The organism is Gulosibacter sediminis, from assembly GCF_030011715.1.
GTDB lineage: Bacteria > Actinomycetota > Actinomycetes > Actinomycetales > Microbacteriaceae > Gulosibacter > Gulosibacter sediminis.
Map to the genome: position 1 here is coordinate 89,726 of NZ_JASCYH010000002.1, position 19,361 is coordinate 109,086.

The window sequence follows — 19,361 nt, forward strand, 5'->3', positions numbered from 1 at the left end:
GCCTTTGTAGTCGGATGCGCACGGGTGCGCGCGGATGGGTGAAGCGCGGCTACCAGCCGGTGTCGGCGAGCGCGTCGCGCACGAGTTCGACGGTCGGGTCGACGACCTCGCCCTCGTCGATGACGCGCAGCGCGTCGGCGCGGGGTTCGACGAACAGGATGCGCCCGCCGCGGCCAGCGTCACGCGACGCGCGCTGGAGGGCTGCCGCCGCATCCGTCTCGAGCCGGAGCCCGGGCACGGAGTCGGCCGAGGTCCGGGTAATCACGATTGGTTTCTTGGCTGTCAGGTCACGCAGCTGAGCGAACTCCTCGATGGCGGCGGCATCGCTCGGATGCACCACAAGGTGCGGCGCGTCGGCGCCCTCCCCGCGGAGAGCCTCAAGTGAGCCGCGAATCGCGTCGGTGCGCTCATCCCCGTCGACGAACACCTCGGGCCCGTCGCCAGTGGCGCGGATGCGCTCAAGGCGGCCGGGAATCGGTACGTCGAAGCCTCCCGTGCGATCGAGCGCGTCCTGAATCTGCTCGGTGGCCCAGCCGCCCTCGGCGATCATGACGATGGCCGCAGCTGCGTTCAACGCTGCGAGGCGACCGGGCTTGGTGATGTGGCTCGCGACAACGCGGTCGTCGTGGCCGCGCACGGTGAACTCGGTGCCGCCGTCGATGCTGTTCCACTGGACCAGCCAGTCGGCGCCGGATTCGGGGTCGGCGCTGAGTGTGGCGACCGGAATGCGGGCTGCCTCGACGAGGTCGCGCCCAACTTGGCTGTCAATGTTGATGACCGCCGTCGAGGCGACCTCTGGGTCGAGCAGCAGGCGGTGCAGCGCAAAGAAGTCGGCCGCCGCGTCGTCACTGGCACTGAAGGTGAAGGGGCCCACCACGGCGAACTCGAGGCCCGCAAGGCGCTGGCCGCTGAGCGCGTGACCCGAGATCTCGATGGCGGCGACGCGGTCGGCGACCTCACGCATCCGCGCGACGAGGGCGTGCAGGTCGTCGGCCTCCGGCGTCGTCAGGGTGGCGATGACGTGCTGCTCGTCGACGCGACGGGCGATCGAGGTCGACAGGCCGCTCGCGACACCGATGCGGCCGAACAGGTCGGCGATGAGGTAGCTCACGCTCGTCTTGCCGATCGTGCCGGCGACGCCGAAGAGCCGCGGCTGCTCGGGGTCGGTGCGGTAGACCCACTTCGCGACATGACCGAGGGCCAGCCGCGGCTCGTCGATGACGATGACGGGCACCTCGAGGTGGGTCGCGCGTTCAGCACCCGCGGGGTCGGTCAACACGGCGACGACACCTGCCTCGACGACCTCGTCGAGAAATTCGGCGCCGTGGGTACGCACGCCGGGAATCGCGACGAAGACGTCGCCCGCCTCAACACTGCGGTGATCACTGCTGACGCCGGTCACCTCGATGGCCTCGAGATCGGATCCTTCGGGTTCATTCAGCCCGAACTCGGCGCACATCTCGGAGAGGATGCGCGCCGCGGCATGGTGGGGGCGAATACTGTCTGTGGGCAAGGTCTTCCTGCTGCTAGTGGACGATATTGATATCGGGGTACGGCTGTGGCGATGGCGACACATTGTTCGACGACAGTACGTACGACATGGTCGACTGCCATGCGGGCGCAGTGGCAGCGCTGGTAGTGATGGTAGTCGGGTCGGCCAGCGTGACCAGCACCACGTACTGTGGATCATCCATTGGGGCTACCCCGGCCATCGACACGTTGTTCGAGCCCACGATGTACGTGCCGGTGTCGGCATCGACGCGCTCGGAGGTACCCGTCTTGATGCCGACGCGGTAGCCGGGGACCTCGACCTGGTCGGCGAGCCAGCCCTCGCGGGCAACCGATTCCATGCCCTCGAGCGCGAGCTCCGCCGCCTCTGACGACACCACCTGCGTCGGTGTGGTGTCGGGCTGGTCGGTAACCGTGCCATCCTCCTGCGTGCAGCCGAGCACGAGCTGCAGCGGAATGTGCGAACCGCCGTTCGCGAGGGCCTGGTAGGCGCTCGCCATCTGCGCGACGGTAGCGGTGAGGCCGTGGCCAAAGGTCGTCGCGTAGTTCGTCTGCGGATCCCATTCGTCGGCGGGGCGGACGATGCCAGACTCCTCACCGAGGAAGTTGACGCCGGTCTGCTCATTGAGGCCGTAGCTCAGCAGGTAGTCGTGTCGCGCCTCGGGCGAGAGCCGGTCGGCGAACGTGGCCGTGCCGACATTTGACGACTCGGTCAGCACGCCGTTCATATTCATTTCGACGGGATCGTGCGGTGCATCGTCACCGAACTTCGCACCTTTTTGGTCCCAGGTGTCGGGCACCGTGATGGTCTCGTCGGGGTCAACGAGGCCCTGGTCGTAAAGCATCGACGCCGTCAGCGGCTTCATGATCGAACCCGGCTCGTATGGCGCCGTGAAGGTTCTGGCACCGCGGTCATCGGTGTCGCTCTCGCCCGGCTCGTTCGGGTCGACGGTCGGGTACTCGGCCGCCGCCACGAGCTCGCCGGTCTTCACGTTAACGACCGTGATGGTGCCGGAGAGCGCGTTGGTTTTCTCGACCTGCTCGGCGATGATCTGCTGCGTACGCCATTGGGTGTCGCTGTCGATACTGAGTTCGAGCGTGCCACCCTGCACCGGTTCGCTCAACGTGACGACCGAACCGGGAATCGAGACGCCGTCGGCCGAACGCTCGAAGCTCTCCTCGCCGTTTTGCCCGGCGAGGCACTGGTCGTACTGCAGCTCGAGACCGGACAGCGGGGTGCCGTCCGAGCCCACGAAGCCCGTGAGGTTACCGGCCACGGCGCCATTCGGGTAAGTGCGCTCGGGGTGCCGCTCGAAGTAGACCCACGGAATGCCGAGGTCGCGCACGGCCTGGTACTGCTCGAGCGTGACGCCCTGCGCGAGGTAGCCGAACGCGGCGTCCGGGTTCGCCGCCAGCACCGCATCCACCGACGACGCGAGGTCGGAGGCGTCCTGGTTAGTCAGCTCGGCAATCTTCTCGAGCGACTCCTTGACCGTCACGTCGACGTACTTGTTCGTCTCGGGGTCGAGCCGCTTGAAGTCGCGCATGTTCACCGGGGCGAGGGTGATGTCGAACCGGTCGACGCTCGAGGCGAGCATGGTGTCGTTTGCGGCAGTGATCGAACCGCGGGTGCCGTAGAGCGTGGAGGTTTGCCCGCGTCGGCCGTCAGCCTCAGCGCTGATCGCGTTCGCGTCGATGACCTGCAGGCTCACGAGTCGCCCCGCAAACACGATCACGACGAGCGCGATCACCACGAGAATGGGAGTCGCACGACTGCCCGTTCGACGCCGACGCGTCTTGGCCATCCGTACGCTCCTTCCATGCGGTGGGCCAGCGGCCCGAGGCCGCACTGGCTAGTGCGTCGAGGGCGAGCTGAGTTCGAACTCCGACGGTACGGCAGGTTCGTCGGCCTTCGTGTTTGACGCTCCGGAGCCGTCGGCGTTCTCAGCATCCTTCGCCGACTCCTCGGGTTCGAGCACCTGGTTCGGCACGAGCGAGGGGTCAATTGGGCTCGCCTGCGCGGGCGCACCGTTGCCGGAGTCAACGATCTGGCTCGTCGCGAGGTCAAGGTAGGAGTTGCCCGTGCTCGGCACCATGCCGAGGTCGGTCGCCTGCTGCGCGAGCTGCTGGGGCGAGGATGCGGCGTCGGACGCCTCGAGCGCGGCCGTGTGTTCGCGCTCGAGCTCGAGCTGCTGGCTTTCGAGGTCGTCGGCCCGGTAGGCGTCCTGGATGATCGCCATCGACAGCGCGAGCTGAATCGCGAAGGCGCCGAGCAGCACGACTACCGCGATGACAATCATGCGGCCCGAAATGTTGGGGCGGCGGCGCAGGCCCGGAATCAGGCGGAGCGCCGGCCGCGGGGTCGACTGCGGCTGCTTGCTGGGTGACGTTGCTGCGGTCATGCGATGTGGCTCCGAATTCGCTCGACGGCGCGCAGGCGCACAGGCTTGGCTCTCGGGTTCTCGCGGGCTTCTTCGTCGTGAACTTGTTCGGCGCCCCGGGTCAGCAGTCGAAACTCCGGCTGCATCTGTTCGGGAGTCATGGGCAGGCCGCGCGGCGCATCTGAAGTGCTGCGCAGCTGAAACAGCCGCTTCACGAGGCGGTCCTCGAGCGACTGGTAGGACTCGACGGCGACTCGGCCGCCGACCCGTACACGCCCAAGCGCCTGCGGCAGCGCCGACTCAAGGGCGTCGAGCTCGCCGTTCACCTCGACCCGAAGCGCCTGAAAGACGCGCTTCGCGGGGTGCCCGGCGTTCTTGCGCGCGGCCGGGGTTGCCTGCTGGAGGAGGCCGACGAGCTGACCCGTCGTCGTGATCGGCGACTCGGCGCGGGCACGAACGATCGCCCCGGCGTAGCGGGGCGCGAGCTTTTCGTCGCCGTAGCGGTAGAAGAGTTCGCGCAGCTCGGCCTCGCTGAGCTCGGCGATGAGGTCGGCCGCGGTGACGCCGCGGGTTTGGTCCATGCGCATGTCGAGCGCGGCGTCTTGCATGTACGAGAAGCCTCGCTCGGCCTCGTCAAGCTGCAGCGACGAGACGCCGAGGTCGAAGAACACTGCGTCAACCTCGTCGATGCCGGCGTCATCGAGCACCTCATCGAACTCGTCGTAGACGGCGTGCGCGAAGTGCGTGCGGTCGGCGAAGTCGGCGAGACGGGCCCGCGCCACGTCGAGCGCCGCCGTGTCACGGTCGATGCCAACGAGGCGCGCATTCGGGTTCGCCCGCAGCACCGCCTCGGCGTGGCCGCCCATGCCGAGGGTGCAGTCGACGTAGATCGCGCCGGGTTTGGTGAGCGAGTGCGAGACCATCTCGACGACCCGTTCGCGCATGACGGGGATGTGGATGGAGCTGAGGTCACGGTCCATATCGTTCCGGAGGGTTCCTCCCTGCCTCGTGGTCCCGAGTCACTCAACCTGGCGCCGGGGAAGGTGCGTCAGGGTGACCGACCTGGGGCCACGCGGCAGGGCTAGAACAAGCCCGGGATCACCTCCTCGGCGGTCTCAGAGAATGCCGCTTCGTTCGCGGCGACGTAGGTGTTCCACGACTCAGCGCCCCAGATTTCGGCGCGACTGCCCGCGCCGATAACGGCGAGTTCGCGGTCTAGTCCTGCGTACTGCCGCAGCTGCTGCGGGATCGTGATGCGCCCCTGCTTGTCGGGGGTTTCGGCGTGGGCGCCGGAGAGCAGCAGTCGTAGGTAGTCGCGCGCCTGCTTGCTCGTCACCGGTGCCTGGCGGATGCGGTCGTGAAAGCCCTCGAACTCGGCGTTCGAGAACACGTAGATGCAGCGTTCCTGCCCGCGGGTGAGCACGACCCCCTCAGTGAGCTGGTCGCGAAACTTCGCGGGCAAGATCAGACGGCCTTTCTCGTCGAGCTTCGGTGAGTACGTGCCGAGAAACATCGGTGCGCCCTCCCCTCCTGCTCGCGGTGGTGTTCACCACCTTCAGACCACCTCATGCCATCTCGCACCACTTTACTCCACATCACCCCACGAGTCACGGTAAGTGGGGCGATTTTCGGGGTTTATTCCTGAGAGAACTGTGGAAACTACTGGGCAGTCGACAGGTGGAGCGCGGTGGAGGGAGAAAGCCGGCTTTGCCGCCGTTTTGGGGGCAGTGGGGAGCGCAGGAAACAAAAAACGGGGCCAACCCGAGTGGGTTGGCCCCGTTTTGCTCCCGCGGGGAGCGAAGTGGGGTGGTGGGAGGTGGTTAGCCTTGGTTATCCTGCCGGCGGTCCCAGCGGTCCTCCATGCGATCCATGAAGCCGCGACCGTCGGGCGACTTCACGCCAGCGTCGGTGGTCGGTCGACCCGGCGTACCGGGAAGCTTCGTCGACTCGCCCGTGGACGAAGAACCCGACGAAGCGAACGCCCAATAGACGCCGCCGATCATGATTGCGAAGCCGATGAGGCCGGCCCAAGGCTGCTGGATTGCCATCGCGCCGACGATGACGGCAAGCCCGACCGCGAGTGCGAGCACCGAGATGGTGATCGAGCGTGCGGTGAGGGCAGCACCAGCGGGACGACCGGTCGACACAACATCGGCATCGTGCTGATAGAGGCTGCGCTCCATCTCGTCAAGCAACCGTTGTTCTTGCTCTGAGAGTGCCATGATTCCCTCGCTGTCCCTGGGCAGGCGCCCACCTGCTGGCGGATTGAACTTTGATTCTACGCTGCCGTCCCCTGAATAGAATGAGACAGTGACTGAAAGCTTGCTCTTCGTGGACCGCGTCAACCAGGCGCTTGCCACGGTTTTCGACCAGCACCGCCCAGACCTTGTTGCGCTGAGCGACGACCTCGCTCCCCTACTCGAGCAGCTCATCGCCTTTTCGAGTGGCGGCAAGCGCACGCGGGCCCAGTTCGTCGCGGCCGGCGGGGGCCTCACCGCGGCCTCCCCTGAATCTGGCACTGACGAGGCGCTCGTACACGCCGGTGTCGCCGTCGAGCTCTTTCACGCCGCCGCCCTCGTGCACGACGACCTGCTCGACCGTTCCGACACCCGCCGCGGCCGCCCGTCGACCCACCGGGTCTTTGAGACGCTCCACCGCGAGCGCGGCTGGACCGGCGACCGCGAACACTTCGGCGCCTCAGCCGCCATCCTCGCGGGCGACCTCCTGCTCATGTGGAGCAACGACGCCCTCGACCTGGCCCGCGGGCTCGTCGGTCGCGATCGCGCCGAGACCGCGGCGGCCGAGTTCCGCCGCATGCGCACCGAGGTCACGGCCGGCCAATACCTTGACGTCGTCGAGGAACTCGCGTGGCCGGTCGTGCCGGTCGAGCGCTGGGCCGACCGAGCCATCGCCATCGCGACGTCCAAGTCGGCACGCTACTCGGTCGAGTCGCCGCTGCGCCTCGGCGCGAGCTTCGCCGGCGCATCCATGGCCGAGCTCAACTCGGCCAGCGCCATCGGCCTACCCCTCGGCCTCGCCTTCCAGCTCCGCGATGACGTGCTCGGCGTCTTCGGCGACCCCGAGGTCACCGGCAAGCCGGCGGGCGACGACCTGCGCGAGGGCAAGCGCACGCTGCTCGTCGCCGAGGTGGCGGCCCGCGGCGACGCGGCGACGCGCGAGTTCTTCGCCACCCGCCTCGGGCGGCCCGACCTCTCACTCGACGAAATCGGCCGGATGCAGGCGGCGTTGACCGACAGCGGCGCGCTCGAGGCCGTCGAGGCGCGCATCCAAGCCTGGCTCGACGAGGCCGTCGCGGCAATCGATGCGACGCCGCTCAGCTCCGAGACCCAGTCGTCGTTGACCGCGCTCGCCGAGCAGACAGCGAAGCGCAGCTCGTAGCCCTTAGACGGCGAACAGCTGCACGGAGCGACGCACCGAGGACTTGCGCCCTTCGGTGAGCGCCGCCACCGGCGTCATGCCGAGACTGTCGTCCTCACTGAGCAGCCAGGCCATGGCCTCGTCGCCATCGATGCCCTGGTCGGCGAGCAGCGTGAGCGTGCCACGCAGACCGGCGAGCGGTTCACCATTCTGGATAAAGGCCTGCGGCAGTTGCTTCTCGCCGTCGTACTTGACGGAGAGCAGGTAGCGCTCCTGGAGCAGGCGGTGGAGGCGGCCGGAGGAGACTCCGAGCTGCCCGGCGGCGTCTTTGAGCGAGATCCACTCGTGGTCGGCGTATACGGATTCGGTGTTGACATCGGTCACACCTCCATGGTTGCAGATTCTCCGTCTCGCCTGCCACCGCGCGGCAAAATGCATCGCCCGCGGAGTTTCACACGCGCTGATTTGTCGCGGCCGACTACCCTGCCAGCGTGAGCCCTGTGAATCCCGACACCGTGATCGGCCGTCTCGTCGACGGCCGCTACCAGGTTCGGTCGCTCATCGCCCGAGGCGGCATGGCCACGGTGTACGTCGCGACCGACCTCCGGCTCGACCGCCGGGTCGCGATCAAGATCATGCACGCGCATCTCGCGGCCGACGAATCGTTCCGCGACCGCTTCATTCGCGAAGCCCGGTCAGCCGCACGACTCGCGCATCCGAACCTCGTCAATGTCTATGACCAGGGCGACGACGAGGGGCTCGCCTACATCGTCATGGAGTACGTGCCGGGCATCACCCTGCGCGACCTGCTGCACGACCACCACCGGCTCACGGTCGAGCAGACCATCGACATCATGGATGCGGTGCTGGCAGGCCTGCAGGTGGCGCACCGCCAGGGCATCATCCACCGCGACATCAAGCCCGAGAACGTGCTACTCGCCGACGATGGCCGCATCAAGCTCTCGGACTTCGGCCTCGCCCGTGCTGTGACGAACAACACCGCGTCCGGTTCGGTGCTGCTTGGCACGATTGCCTACCTCGCGCCCGAGCTCGTCACCAAGGGCCTCGCCGATGTGCGCAGCGACATCTACTCGGCCGGCATCATGATGTACGAGATGCTGGTCGGCGAGCAGCCCTACCGCGGCGATGAGCCGGTCAACATCGCCTACCGGCACGCGAACGACTCGGTGCCGCCGCCGAGCGAGGCCCAGCCGAGCGTGCCCGGAGTGCTCGACGACCTGGTCGTCTGGGCGACCGAGCGCGACGCCGAGGACCGCCCGGCTGACGCCGGCGCCATGCTCGCCGCGCTGCGGCAGGCCGAGCGCGACATTGCCAACGGCGGCGGGGCAACTGTGCCCCTCGAAACGGCGATCCAGAACTTTGCCGACAACGACACCCACCTGCTCGCCGTCTCCGACAACGACTCCATGCCGAACTCGGTGATGCAGCCGACGGGTCCTGTCGAGTCGGTCGATGTGGCCACGATTGCGCCGGCAGTCGAGGGCGGCGCGCCCGCGGCTAGACGCCTACAACGACTCAACGGGCAGAAGCGTCGTGCGGGTGTGCTCGCCTTCTTTGTCGTCTTGGTCATGGCGTTCTTGGCTGCGGGCCTCGGCTGGTACGAGGGCATCGGCCCGGGGTCCTACGGCTCGACGCCCGATGTCGTCGCGCAGGCGCAGTCCGACGCCGAAGCGACCATCGTCGCCTCGGGCTTCACCGTGGGTGAGGTGACCGAGGACAACTCGCTCGAAGTGCCGGAGGGCACCGTCATCAGCATGAGCCCTGACCCCAACACGAAGCTCGCACCCGACTCCCCGATCGACCTCGTCGTCTCTGCCGGGCCGCGCATCCTCACCGTGCCCGCCCTCGAGGGCCTGTCGACCGCCGACGCCGAGCAGGCGATCACCGACGCCGGCTTCGTCGTCGACGCCGAGACGCACGTGACCGAGTTCAGCGGTTCGATCGAGGCCGACCACGTCATCCGCGGCACGACCGAGACCGGCGAGACCCTGCCGCAGGAGATGGCGGAGCAGCAGACCATTCGGCTCGTCGTTTCGGCCGGCTCGGTGCCCGAGGTCAGCGGCATGAGCCAGGGCGAGGCCGAGCAGGCACTCACCGACGCCGGCCTCACGCCGGCGGTCGTCGACTCGCAGTACAGTTCGTCGGTGCCCGCGGGGGTCGTGCTCTCGCAAGAGAACACGTCCGACCCGATGGTGCCCGGCTCGACAGTGAACCTCGTCGTGTCGCTCGGGCCCGACCTCGTCGAGGTGCCCGACGTCACCGGCAAGCCGGCGAAGGATGCGATTGCCGAGCTCGAGGCCGCGGGCTTTGACGTCGACCACAGCATTCCATCGGTGCTGCTCGACGACGCAAAGGTCTCATCACAGAACCCGAGCGGCGGCGAGGAGGTCGAGCGCGGCTCGACGGTGAAGATCACCGCCACCTACGAGTTCTAGCGACCAACGAGAAATCCCGCCCGCGGAGTCGCTCCGTGGGCGGGATTCTTCGTTGCGGTCGTTAGGCCGGGCGCTGCTGCAGCAGCTCGGCCACAAGGAACGCGAGCTCGAGCGACTGCATGTGGTTGAGACGCGGGTCGCAAAGCGACTCGTAGCGCGTCGCCAGGGCGTCCTCATCGATGTGCTCCGAGCCGCCGAGGCACTCGGTCACGTCGTCGCCGGTGAGCTCAACGTGGATGCCGCCCGGGTGGGTGCCGGCCTGCTGGTGCGACTCGAAGAAGCCCTTGACCTCATCGACGATGTCGTCGAAGTTGCGGGTCTTGAAGCCGCGCTCGCTCGTGAAGCCGTTGCCGTGCATCGGGTCGGTGATCCACAGCGGGGTCGACTCCTCCTGCTTCGACGCCTCGAGGAGGCCTGGCAGCACGTCGCGGATCTTGCCCGCGCCCATCCGAGTGATGAAGGTGAGGCGGCCGGGCTCGCGGTTCGGGTCGAGCTTCTCGATGATGCGGTGCATCGTCTCGGGCGTCGTCGACGGGCCGAGCTTCACACCGATCGGGTTGCGCACCCGCGAGAAGTAGTCCATGTGGGCCTCGTCGAGATCGCGTGTGCGCTCGCCGATCCAGATGAAATGCGCCGAGGTGTCGTACGGCAAGCCGGTGCGCGAGTCGATGCGGGTCAGGGCGCGCTCGTACTCGAGCAGCAGGCCCTCGTGGCCGACGTAGAACTCGACCTCCTTCATCGTGTCGAAGTCGGTCCCCGTGGCGGCCATGAACTTCAGGGCGCGGTCGATGTCGCGCGCCATCGCGTCGTACTTCGCGTTGGCGGGGTTCTGCGCGAACCCGCGGTTCCACGAGTGCACCTCGCGCATGTCGGCAAAGCCACCGGTCGTGAAGGCACGAATGAGATTGAGCGTCGACGACGAGACGTGGTAGCCCTCGAGCATCCGCTGCGGGTTCGGCGTGCGCGACGCCTCTGTGAAGGCGAAGTCGTTGACGATGTCGCCGCGGTAGGCGGGCAGCGTCACGTTCTCGCGCGTCTCGGTGTCGCTCGAGCGTGGCTTCGCGAACTGGCCGGCCATGCGGCCCATCTTCACGACCGGCATCGAGGCACCGTACGTGAGCACGAGCGCCATCTGCAGGATCGTCGAGACGCGCGCACGGATTTTGTCGGCGGTCGCGCCGACGAAGGTCTCGGCGCAGTCGCCACCCTGCAGCACGAAGGCGTTGCCGGCCGCGGCATCGGCGACGCGGGTGCGCAGGCGGTCAACCTCGCCCGCAAACACGAGCGGCGGACGCTTCGACAGGTCGTCGAACACGCGCGTCGCCTCGGCAGGGTCGGGCCAGGTCGGCTGCTGCTTGATCGGCAGCTCTCGCCACGCCTCAAGTCCGGGCAACGGGGAGGAAGTCGGCTGCAGAGTGGGCGTGTTGGTCATGCGGAAGTGTCTTTCTTCAATGGGGCTCGGGGACGTGTGGGGGTGCCGTCTGTCTCGGGCAACGCGTGGGGTTCGGGCGGAATTCCCGACAGCTAGGCGGCGGCGATTTCGCGGTTCTTATACGACGACGCGTAGCCGTCGACGTATTCCTGATCGCTCAGCGCGGCGATCTCGCTCATGACCTCGTCGGTGATCGAGCGCAGGATGAACCGGTTGGGTTCCATGCCCTGATACCGCGAGAACTCGATGGGCTTGCCGAAGCGGATACCGACCTTGCCGGGCCGCGGGCGCTTCGCACCAGGTGGCATGATCTTCTCGGCGTCCACCATCACCACGGGCACCACCTGCACGGGGCGCTCGCACTCGAGGATCATGCGCGCGATGCCGGTGCGACCGCGATACAGGCGGGCGTCGGGGCTACGAGTGCCCTCGGGGTAAATACCGAGCCAGTCGCCGCGGTTGAGCACCTCAAGGCCCGTGCGCAGCGACGCCTCGGAGGCCTTGCCACCGGAGCGGTCGATCGAGAGCATGCCGGTCGACGTAAAGAACCATCGCACGAAGGCACCCTTGATGCCTTTGCCCGTGAAGTACTCGGATTTGGCGAGGAAGTAGATGCGGCGACGGAGCACGAGCGGCAGCAAAAAGGAGTCGATCACCGAGAGGTGATTCGAGGCAAAGATGACTGCCCCCTTTTTCCGCGGGAGGTGTTCAGCGCCAACAACTTCTGGTCCAAAAAGACTCCGAAGGATGGGGCCAGCCACAATGTGCTTGAGCAGCCAATAAATCATGCGGGACCATAACCTCCAATTGCGCGACTGCAATCATACCCACCTGGGCGCCCCGCTCGGAGAATCCTCATAGGATCCCAGCGAGACAGATGCAATGACGCAACCGCCAAAGATGTCGCGCAATCAATCCACCACTCGACGAGGAGCCACCCCATATGTCCGGTACCCCGAAGTCGGGAGCACAGGGAGGCGGGGTGCGAGAACGCATCACTCCTCCGGTCGTGCCCGCTGACCCAGAACTCAACATCACCGATCTGCTGCACAAGCAGCTCGATCTGCGACCCCAAGCCGCACTGTTCTCAGTGCCGAAGGGTGACGGTTGGCGCGATATCTCCACCCGCGAGTTCGTCGACGACGTGAACTCGATCGCCAAGGGCTTCATCGCCGCCGGCGTTCAGCCCGGCGACCGCATCGCATTCCTCTGCGTCACGAGCTATGAGTGGACGCTCGTCGACTACGCGCTCATGACGGCCGGCGCGGTGATGGTCCCGGTCTACGAGACGAGCTCGGCCTCGCAGCTCGCCTGGATGCTCAGTGACTCGGGCGCCAAGGGTATTCTGGCCGAAGACGAGAAGCTCGCCGGCCGCTACGACGAAATCGGCGAGGGTCGGCCCGAGGTCCAGTGGCGCTGGACGATGAGCGAGGGCGCGCTCGACCAACTGCGTGAGGCCGGTACGTCGGTCACGGATGCGCAGCTCGAGCAGGCGCGCACGCAGGCGAAGGCCGATGACGTCGCGACCATCATCTACACCTCTGGCTCGACCGGCCGCCCGAAGGGCACCGTGCTCACGCACGCGAACTTCGTCGAACTCGTGCGCAACATCGAGGAGCCGCTGTCGCCGCTCGTGCGTAAGCCTGGCTCATCCACCCTGCTGTTCATCACGCTCGCGCACGTGTTCGCCCGGCTCATCTCGATTCTCTGCGTCTCGACGGGCGTCAAGGTGGGCCACCAGCACGACACCTCGCAGCTCGTGCCGGCGCTCGGCTCGTTCCGCCCGACGTTCCTGCTCGCGGTGCCCCGCGTCTTTGAGAAGGTCTACAACTCGGCCCTGCAGAAGGCGACCGAGGGTGGCAAGCGCAAGATCTTCGAGCGCGCCGTGAAGATCGGCGTGGCGTACTCGCGCGCCCTCGACGAGGCGAAGGTGCCGCTCGGCCTCAAGCTGCAGTTCAAGCTCTATGACCGACTCGTGTTCAAGAAGCTGCGCGAGACTCTCGGTGGCCGCGTCGAGCACGCCGTCTCGGGTTCGGCGCCGCTGGGCCTGTTCCTCGGCCACTTCTACCGCGCGCTCGGCGTGCAGGTGCTCGAGGGGTACGGCCTCACGGAGACGACGGCGCCGGTGTCGGTAAACCTGCCCGGTGCGTTCAAGGTCGGCACCGTCGGCCCGCCCCTGCCAGGTGTCGGCGTGCGCATCGATGACGATGACGAGATTCTCGTCAAGGGCGTCGACGTGTTCCGTGAGTACCTCAATAACCCCGAAGCGACGGCCGATGCCTTCACCGAGGACGGCTGGTTCCGTACCGGCGACCTCGGCCGCCTCGACGCGGACGGCTACCTCACCATCACGGGCCGCAAGAAGGACATCATCGTGACGGCGGGCGGCAAGAACGTCGCGCCGGCGACGTTTGAAGACCCGATCCGTGCCGACACGATCGTCGGCGAGTGCGTCGTCGTGGGCGACCAGAAGCCGTTCATCTCGGCAGTGATCACGCTCGACCCCGAGATGCTGCCGAAGTGGCTCGAGACGCAGGGCCTTGACCCGAATCTCTCGCTCGCCGAAGCCGCCGAGAACGACAAGGTGCGCGCGCACTTGAAGTCGGTCATCGATAGCGCGAACACGCGCGTGTCGCGGGCCGAGTCGATTCGCGAGTTCCGCATCCTCGACTATGTCTTCAGCATCGACGACGGCACGCTCACGCCGAAGCTGTCGATCAAGCGCAACGTAGTGCTCGAGCGCATCGCCCCGGTCATCGCCGAGATCTACTCGAAGACCTCGTCCGTGCCGACGCTCTAGCCCCCGCGCCCCACTGCCGAGAGCGGCTGGTTCTTAGAACCAGTCGCTCTCGCGGATTTGCCGGAGGGCGAGCCGGCGCTGGTCCTTCGCGAGCGTGTCGACGTAGACCGTGCCGTTGAGGTGATCGGTCTCGTGCTGCAGCATCTGCGCCATCACGCCCGTGCCCTCGAGCATGACTTCCTCGCCCTCGAGATCGATGCCGCGCACGCGCGCGTATGGGTAGCGCTTGGTCGGGAACCAAAGGCCGGGCACCGAGAGGCAGCCCTCATCGATCTCGGTCGGTTCGCCCGAGACCTCCTCGAGCACGGGGTTGATGACATAGCCGACCTTGCCGTCGACGTTGTAGCTGAACGCGCGCAGGGGCACGCCGATCTGCGGCGCGGCCACGCCCGCGCGACCATCCATGTCGGTCGTTTCGACGAGATCGGCAATGAGGCTGCGGATGCGGTCGTCGATCTTCGTGATCGGGTCGGCCTCCGTGCGCAGCACGGGGTCGCCGTAATACCGGATGTCGCGAATGGTCACGCTTGCAGTTCCTCCTCCGCCTTCAGCAGGGCGTTCTCGATGATTTCGGTGGCGGCCGGGTGCGGCCAATACTGGCCGCGGGCAAGACCGCGCACGCTCTGGTTGAAGCTCGCGGCCTGCAGCAGCGGCTGCAGCAAGATGGGTGCGTCGGGGCCGATGATATGGGCACCGAGCAGCTTGCCGGTGACCCGCTCGACGACGATCTTGAGGAAGCTCACCTCGTCGTCGAGCGCCCACCCCCAGGCCGTCCAGCCATAGTCGTGGCGCACCTCGAACGCGTCCATGCCCTGCTCGGTGGTCTCCGCGAGCGTGAGCCCGAAGTGGGCGACCTCGGGGGCACTGAACACGGCGTACGGCACGGGCCCGAGCGTGTTCTCGGCGAGCGCTTCTCCGCGGGCTGTGCGGCGCAGGTTTTCGGCGACGATGCGCGCATCCTGGTTCGCGACGTGCTTGAGCTGGTGCGGCGACGAGACGTCGCCGAGCGCATAGATGCCGTCGACGGGCTCGCCGTCGCGCAGCACGCGCTGGCCCAGATCGACCGCGAGCGTGCCGTCGGCGCGGACGTCGAAGCCGGCCGCGTCGACACCGAGGCGGTCGGTGTTCGGGATGCGCCCGGCGGCCACGAGCACGAGCTCGGCCGAGAGCTCACTGCCGTCATCGAGCGTGAGCTGCCAGCCCGAGTCCCGGTGCTCAGCCGAGGCGACCGTGACGCCGGTACGCACCGACCACTGCTCGCCCGCGAGCTTGGTGAAGGTCTCGGAGACGTCGGCGTCGGCGCTGCGGAGCAGCGGCGAGCGGTTGAGCTGCGTGACCTCGACGCCAAACGCCGAGTAGACGGCGGCGAACTCCGACGCGACCGCACCGCCACCGATGACGAGAAGGCTCGCGGGCAGCGCGTCGAGCCGCAGGGCGTCGTCGCTCGAAATCACAGTGTCGCCGAACGGCAGGTTCGGCAGCTCGCGGGGCCGCGAGCCAGCCGCGATGACGATGCGCTCACCGCGCAGGCGTCGCCCGCTCACCGTCGTGAGCTCGCGCTCCCCCGTGAACTGCACGGTCTCGCGCACGAGCGTAATGTTCGGCTCACCGTGATCGCGGTACGCCTCGCCGCCCTGCGAGATCGAGTCGATGCGACCGAAGACGCGGTCGCGCACGGCCGCCCAGTCGAGCTCAGCCGAGCCGTGCACGCCGAGGTGCCCACCCTGGCGCATCTCGCGCGCAACGTCGCTCGGGTGCACGAACATTTTCGTCGGAATGCAGCCGGCGTTGAGACAAGTGCCCCCGAACCAGCGACCGTCGTCAACGATCGCGATGCGCCAATCGGCGAAGTCCGGCCCGGGAATCGTGTTGCCCGAACCGGCCCCGATGATAATGAGGTCGAACTCCTCGTACTCGGTCTGGGGCACGGCCATCCCTTCGTCCTGCGGGGATGGCCGTGCGCGCGCTACTCCGCGCCGACCAGCCCGCTGCTGTCTGCGGGTCGGATGACGGCAACGAGATCGCCGTTGTCAACCGACTGCGATGCCTGCTGGAGCACCACGCGCTCAATCGTACCCGCGACGCTCGCGGTGATTGCCGCCTCCATCTTCATGGCCTCGATGGTCGCGATCTGGTCGCCCTGCGCGACCTCCTGGCCGGCCTCGACGCGCACCGTGACGGTGCCCGAGAATGGCGCCGCTACGTGGCCGGCGTTGTTCGGGTCGGCTTTCTCGCGCTCGATTTCTTCGACCTTGACGCTGCGGTCGCGCACGAGCACGGGGCGCAGCTGGCCGTTCAACGTGGCCATGACGGTGCGGGTGCCCGACTCGTCCGGCTCACCGATCGCCTCGAGGGTGATGAACAGGTCGACGCCCTTCTCGAGCGGCACCCGGTACTCCTCGCCCGGCTCGAGTCCGTAGAGATAGTCGAGCGTGTCGAGCTTCGACAGGTCGCCGAACAGTGCGCGGATGTCTTCGAAGATCGCGGTCGGCTGTGGGAACAGCAGGCGGTTCAGCGTCGCCCGACGGGTTGCCGAGTCGCCCGCGAGGTCAGCCTCGTCCTGCGCGCTGAGCGGCTTCACATCGATGTTCGGCTGCTGACCGCGCAGCGCCTTCGTGCGGAATGGCTCGGGCCAGCCGCCCGGCAGGTCGCCGAGCTCGCCTGCGAGGAAGCCCGTGACCGACGCCGGAATGTCGTAGTTCTCGGGGTGCTCCTCGAAGTCCTTCGGGTCGGCGTTCACGGCCACGAGGTGGAGCGCGAGGTCGCCAACGACCTTCGACGACGGCGTCACCTTCGGCAGGCGACCGAGAATCCGGTCGGCCTCGGCGTACATGTCCTCGATGCGCTCAAAGTCGTTCGCGAGGCCGAGGGCGATCGCTTGCTGGCGCAGGTTCGAGAGCTGCCCGCCGGGAATCTCGTGGCGGTAGACGCGGCCGGTCGGCGACGGCAGGCCCGACTCGAACGGGCAGTAGATCGCGCGCACGGCTTCCCAGTATGGTTCGAGGTCGGTGACGGCCTGCAGGTCGAAGCCGGTGTCGCGCTCGGTATTCGCGAGTGCCGCGACGAGCGCGCTCATCGACACCTGGCTCGTCGTGCCTGACATCGGCGCGGCGGCGACGTCGACCGCATCCACCCCGGCGTTGCTCGCCGCGACGAGCGTCGCGAGCTGGCCGCCCGCGGTGTCGTGCGTGTGGAGGTGCACCGGCACCTCGAAGCGTTCGCGCAGTGCCTCGACGAGCTTCGTCGCCGCGGCCGGGCGAAGCAGGCCCGCCATGTCCTTGACCGCGAGCACGTGTGCGCCCGCATCGACGATGCGCTCGGCCAGCTTCAGGTAGTAGTCGAGCGTGTAGAGGTCTTCGGCCGGGTCAAGCAGGTTGCCGGTGTAACACATGGCCACCTCGGCCACCGAACTGCCGGTTTCGAGCACGGCGTCGATCGCCGGGCGCATCTGCTCGACGTCGTTGAGCGCGTCGAAGATGCGGAAAATGTCGACGCCCGTGTCGGTCGCCTCGCGCACGAACGCGTCGGTGAGCGAAGTCGGGTACGGCGTGTAACCGACGGTGTTGCGGCCGCGCAGCAGCATCTGCACCGGGATGTTCGGCAGCTCGGCACTCAGGCGCGCGAGTCGCTCCCACGGGTCTTCGCCGAGGAAGCGCAGGGCGACGTCATAGGTCGCACCACCCCAGGCCTCCATCGAGAGCAACTCGGGCAGCTGATGCGCGACGTGCGGCGCGACCTCGAGCAGGTCGGTCGTGCGCACGCGGGTGGCGAGCAGCGACTGGTGGGCGTCGCGGAACGTCGTGTCGGTCACTCGCAGGCGAGGGTCGGCGCGCAGCTGTGCTGCCCACCCGGTGGGGCCGAGCTCGCGCAGCAGCTGCCGCTGGCCGGTCGGCTCACCTGCCGCCTTGAGCGCCGGCAGCTTGAGCCGCGGCTGCGCCGTCGCGGGGCGCTCGCCGTTGGGTTTGTTCACGGTGACGTCGGCGAGCCAGTTGAGGATCTTCGTGCCGCGGTTCGCCGACTTGCGGTACTGCAGCAGCTCGGGCCGCTTCTCGATGAAGTCGGTCGAGACCTCGCCGGCGACGAAGGCCTCGTCGCCGAGCACGCCCTCGATAAAGGGAATGTTCGTGGCGATGCCACGGATGCGGAACTCGCTCAGCGCGCGCCGGGCTCGGCTCACCGCGGTGGGGAAGTCGCTGCCGTGGGCAATGAGTTTGAGCAGCAGCGAGTCGAAGTACGGCAGCACCTCGGCGCCGGTCGCGACGGTACCGCCGTCGATGCGGATGCCCGACCCACCGGCCGAGCGGTAGGCCGTGATCGTGCCCGAATCGGGGCGGAAGTCCTGCGATGGGTCTTCCGTGGTGATGCGGCACTGGATCGCGTAGCCGCGACGCTCGATGGCGTCCTGCTCGAGACCGAGGTCGACCAGCAACTCCCCCGCCGCGATGCGCATCTGCGACTGCACGAGGTCGATGTCGGTGATTTCCTCGGTGATCGTGTGCTCAACCTGGATACGTGGGTTCATTTCGATGAACACGTGCTGGCCGGCACGCTCGCCCTCGGTGTCGATGAGGAACTCGACGGTACCCGCGTTAACGTAGTTGATCGACTTGGCGAACTTCACCGCATCGGCGTAGATCGCGTCGCGGATCGACTGGTCAAGGTTCGGCGCGGGCGCGATCTCGATGACCTTCTGGTGGCGGCGCTGCACCGAGCAGTCGCGCTCGAACAGGTGCACCGCGTCACCGCTCGAGTCGGCGAGGATCTGCACCTCAATGTGCCGTGGCCGCAGCACGGCCTGCTCAATGAACATCGTGTCGTCGCCGAAGGCGCTCTTTGCCTCGTTCATGGCCGACTCAAGTGCGCTGCGGAGGTCTTCGTGCCGCTCGACGCGGCGCATCCCTCGACCACCGCCTCCGGCGACGGCCTTGGCGAACACGGGGTAGCCGATCTCGTCGGCCGCCGCGATGAGGGCGTCGACATCGGTCGACGGCTCGGACGACTTCAGCACCGGCACCCCGGCGCCGATGGCCTGCTGCTTCGCGTGCACCTTGTTCCCCGCCGAGGCGAGCACGGTCTGCGAGGGGCCGATGAAGGTGACGCCGTTGTCGGCACAGGCCTTCGCAAAGTCGGCGTTCTCGGAAAGGAAGCCGTAGCCCGGGTAGATAGCGTCGGCGCCAGAGAGCTTCGCGACCCGAATAATCTCGTCGATGTTGAGGTACGCCTGCACCGGCGACCCCTCCGAGCCGATCTCATAGGCCTCGTCGGCCTTCAGACGATGCAGCGAGTTACGGTCTTCGAATGGATACACGGCGACGGTTTTCGCCCCGAGTTCGACCGCGGCCCGGAATCCACGGATCGCAATTTCACCGCGATTCGCGACGAGAATCTTCTTGAACACGCTTCCC

Annotated in this window: 15 protein-coding genes; 3 read left to right on the plus strand and 12 right to left on the minus strand. The window is 67.3% G+C overall.

The features are described 5' to 3' along the window. Positions 1–49: 49 nt before the first annotated feature. From QM019_RS01600 to QM019_RS01625, 6 genes are all read right to left on the minus strand, one after another. The gene (locus QM019_RS01600; RefSeq protein ID WP_282851600.1) at positions 50–1,513 is read right to left on the minus strand and encodes a Mur ligase family protein; all 1,464 of its coding nucleotides are present in this window, start codon (positions 1,511–1,513) and stop codon (positions 50–52) included. Positions 1,514–1,526: 13 nt separating this feature from the next. Continuing rightward, positions 1,527–3,314, minus strand: coding sequence for a peptidoglycan D,D-transpeptidase FtsI family protein (locus QM019_RS01605; protein ID WP_282851601.1), 1,788 nt, complete (start codon positions 3,312–3,314; stop codon positions 1,527–1,529). Positions 3,315–3,362: 48 nt separating this feature from the next. After that, positions 3,363–3,911 (minus strand): cell division protein FtsL, encoded by a 549-nt coding sequence (gene ftsL, locus QM019_RS01610; RefSeq protein WP_125105747.1) that lies wholly within the window; start codon positions 3,909–3,911, stop codon positions 3,363–3,365. After that, a complete protein-coding gene (rsmH, locus tag QM019_RS01615; protein WP_282851602.1) occupies positions 3,908–4,870 on the minus strand; it encodes a 16S rRNA (cytosine(1402)-N(4))-methyltransferase RsmH in 963 nt (320 codons plus the stop codon). The genes ftsL and rsmH overlap by 4 nt, the downstream gene beginning before the upstream one ends. Positions 4,871–4,971: 101 nt before the next feature. Continuing rightward, the gene (gene mraZ / locus QM019_RS01620; protein ID WP_125105745.1) at positions 4,972–5,403 is read right to left on the minus strand and encodes a division/cell wall cluster transcriptional repressor MraZ; all 432 of its coding nucleotides are present in this window, start codon (positions 5,401–5,403) and stop codon (positions 4,972–4,974) included. Between the two features lie 307 nt (positions 5,404–5,710). Then, entirely contained in the window at positions 5,711–6,112 is a 402-nt protein-coding gene (locus QM019_RS01625; protein WP_282825571.1) for a DUF3040 domain-containing protein, read from the minus strand. A gap of 88 nt (positions 6,113–6,200) precedes the next feature. Between QM019_RS01625 and QM019_RS01630 the strand changes: the two genes are divergently transcribed. Continuing rightward, entirely contained in the window at positions 6,201–7,289 is a 1,089-nt protein-coding gene (locus QM019_RS01630; RefSeq protein WP_282851603.1) for a polyprenyl synthetase family protein, read from the plus strand. A 3-nt stretch (positions 7,290–7,292) separates the two neighbouring features. On the opposite strand, the gene QM019_RS01635 is transcribed toward QM019_RS01630, so the two are convergent. Next, positions 7,293–7,652 carry an Rv2175c family DNA-binding protein gene (locus QM019_RS01635; RefSeq protein ID WP_125105742.1) on the minus strand — a complete coding sequence of 120 codons (360 nt, stop codon included), beginning with the start codon at positions 7,650–7,652 and terminating at the stop codon, positions 7,293–7,295. A gap of 191 nt (positions 7,653–7,843) precedes the next feature. Here QM019_RS01635 and pknB point away from each other — a divergent pair, with 191 nt between their 5' ends. Next, the gene (pknB, locus tag QM019_RS01640; RefSeq protein WP_428831950.1) at positions 7,844–9,724 is read left to right on the plus strand and encodes a Stk1 family PASTA domain-containing Ser/Thr kinase; all 1,881 of its coding nucleotides are present in this window, start codon (positions 7,844–7,846) and stop codon (positions 9,722–9,724) included. A 61-nt stretch (positions 9,725–9,785) separates the two neighbouring features. On the opposite strand, the gene QM019_RS01645 is transcribed toward pknB, so the two are convergent. Both QM019_RS01645 and QM019_RS01650 read right to left on the minus strand, forming a co-directional pair. Then, positions 9,786–11,156 (minus strand): class II 3-deoxy-7-phosphoheptulonate synthase, encoded by a 1,371-nt coding sequence (locus QM019_RS01645; protein ID WP_282851605.1) that lies wholly within the window; start codon positions 11,154–11,156, stop codon positions 9,786–9,788. 92 nt (positions 11,157–11,248) lie between these two features. Further along, complete coding sequence (locus QM019_RS01650; RefSeq protein ID WP_282825582.1) at positions 11,249–11,944, minus strand: lysophospholipid acyltransferase family protein; 696 nt, start codon at positions 11,942–11,944, stop codon at positions 11,249–11,251. A 155-nt stretch (positions 11,945–12,099) separates the two neighbouring features. On the opposite strand from QM019_RS01650, the gene QM019_RS01655 reads away from it, so the two are divergent. Further along, complete coding sequence (locus tag QM019_RS01655; RefSeq protein ID WP_428831945.1) at positions 12,100–13,956, plus strand: AMP-dependent synthetase/ligase; 1,857 nt, start codon at positions 12,100–12,102, stop codon at positions 13,954–13,956. 33 nt (positions 13,957–13,989) lie between these two features. Here QM019_RS01655 and def read toward each other — a convergent pair whose 3' ends face one another. From def to QM019_RS01670, 3 genes are read right to left on the minus strand one after another with little or no spacing between them, the layout of a single operon-like run. Continuing rightward, positions 13,990–14,481, minus strand: a complete 492-nt coding sequence (gene def, locus QM019_RS01660; protein ID WP_282851607.1) for a peptide deformylase — start codon at positions 14,479–14,481, stop codon at positions 13,990–13,992. Continuing rightward, positions 14,478–15,890, minus strand: coding sequence for a mycothione reductase (locus tag QM019_RS01665; RefSeq protein WP_282851608.1), 1,413 nt, complete (start codon positions 15,888–15,890; stop codon positions 14,478–14,480). The genes def and QM019_RS01665 overlap by 4 nt, the downstream gene beginning before the upstream one ends. A gap of 32 nt (positions 15,891–15,922) precedes the next feature. After that, a complete protein-coding gene (locus tag QM019_RS01670) occupies positions 15,923–19,354 on the minus strand; it encodes a pyruvate carboxylase (RefSeq protein WP_282851609.1) in 3,432 nt (1,143 codons plus the stop codon). Positions 19,355–19,361 lie beyond the last annotated feature (7 nt).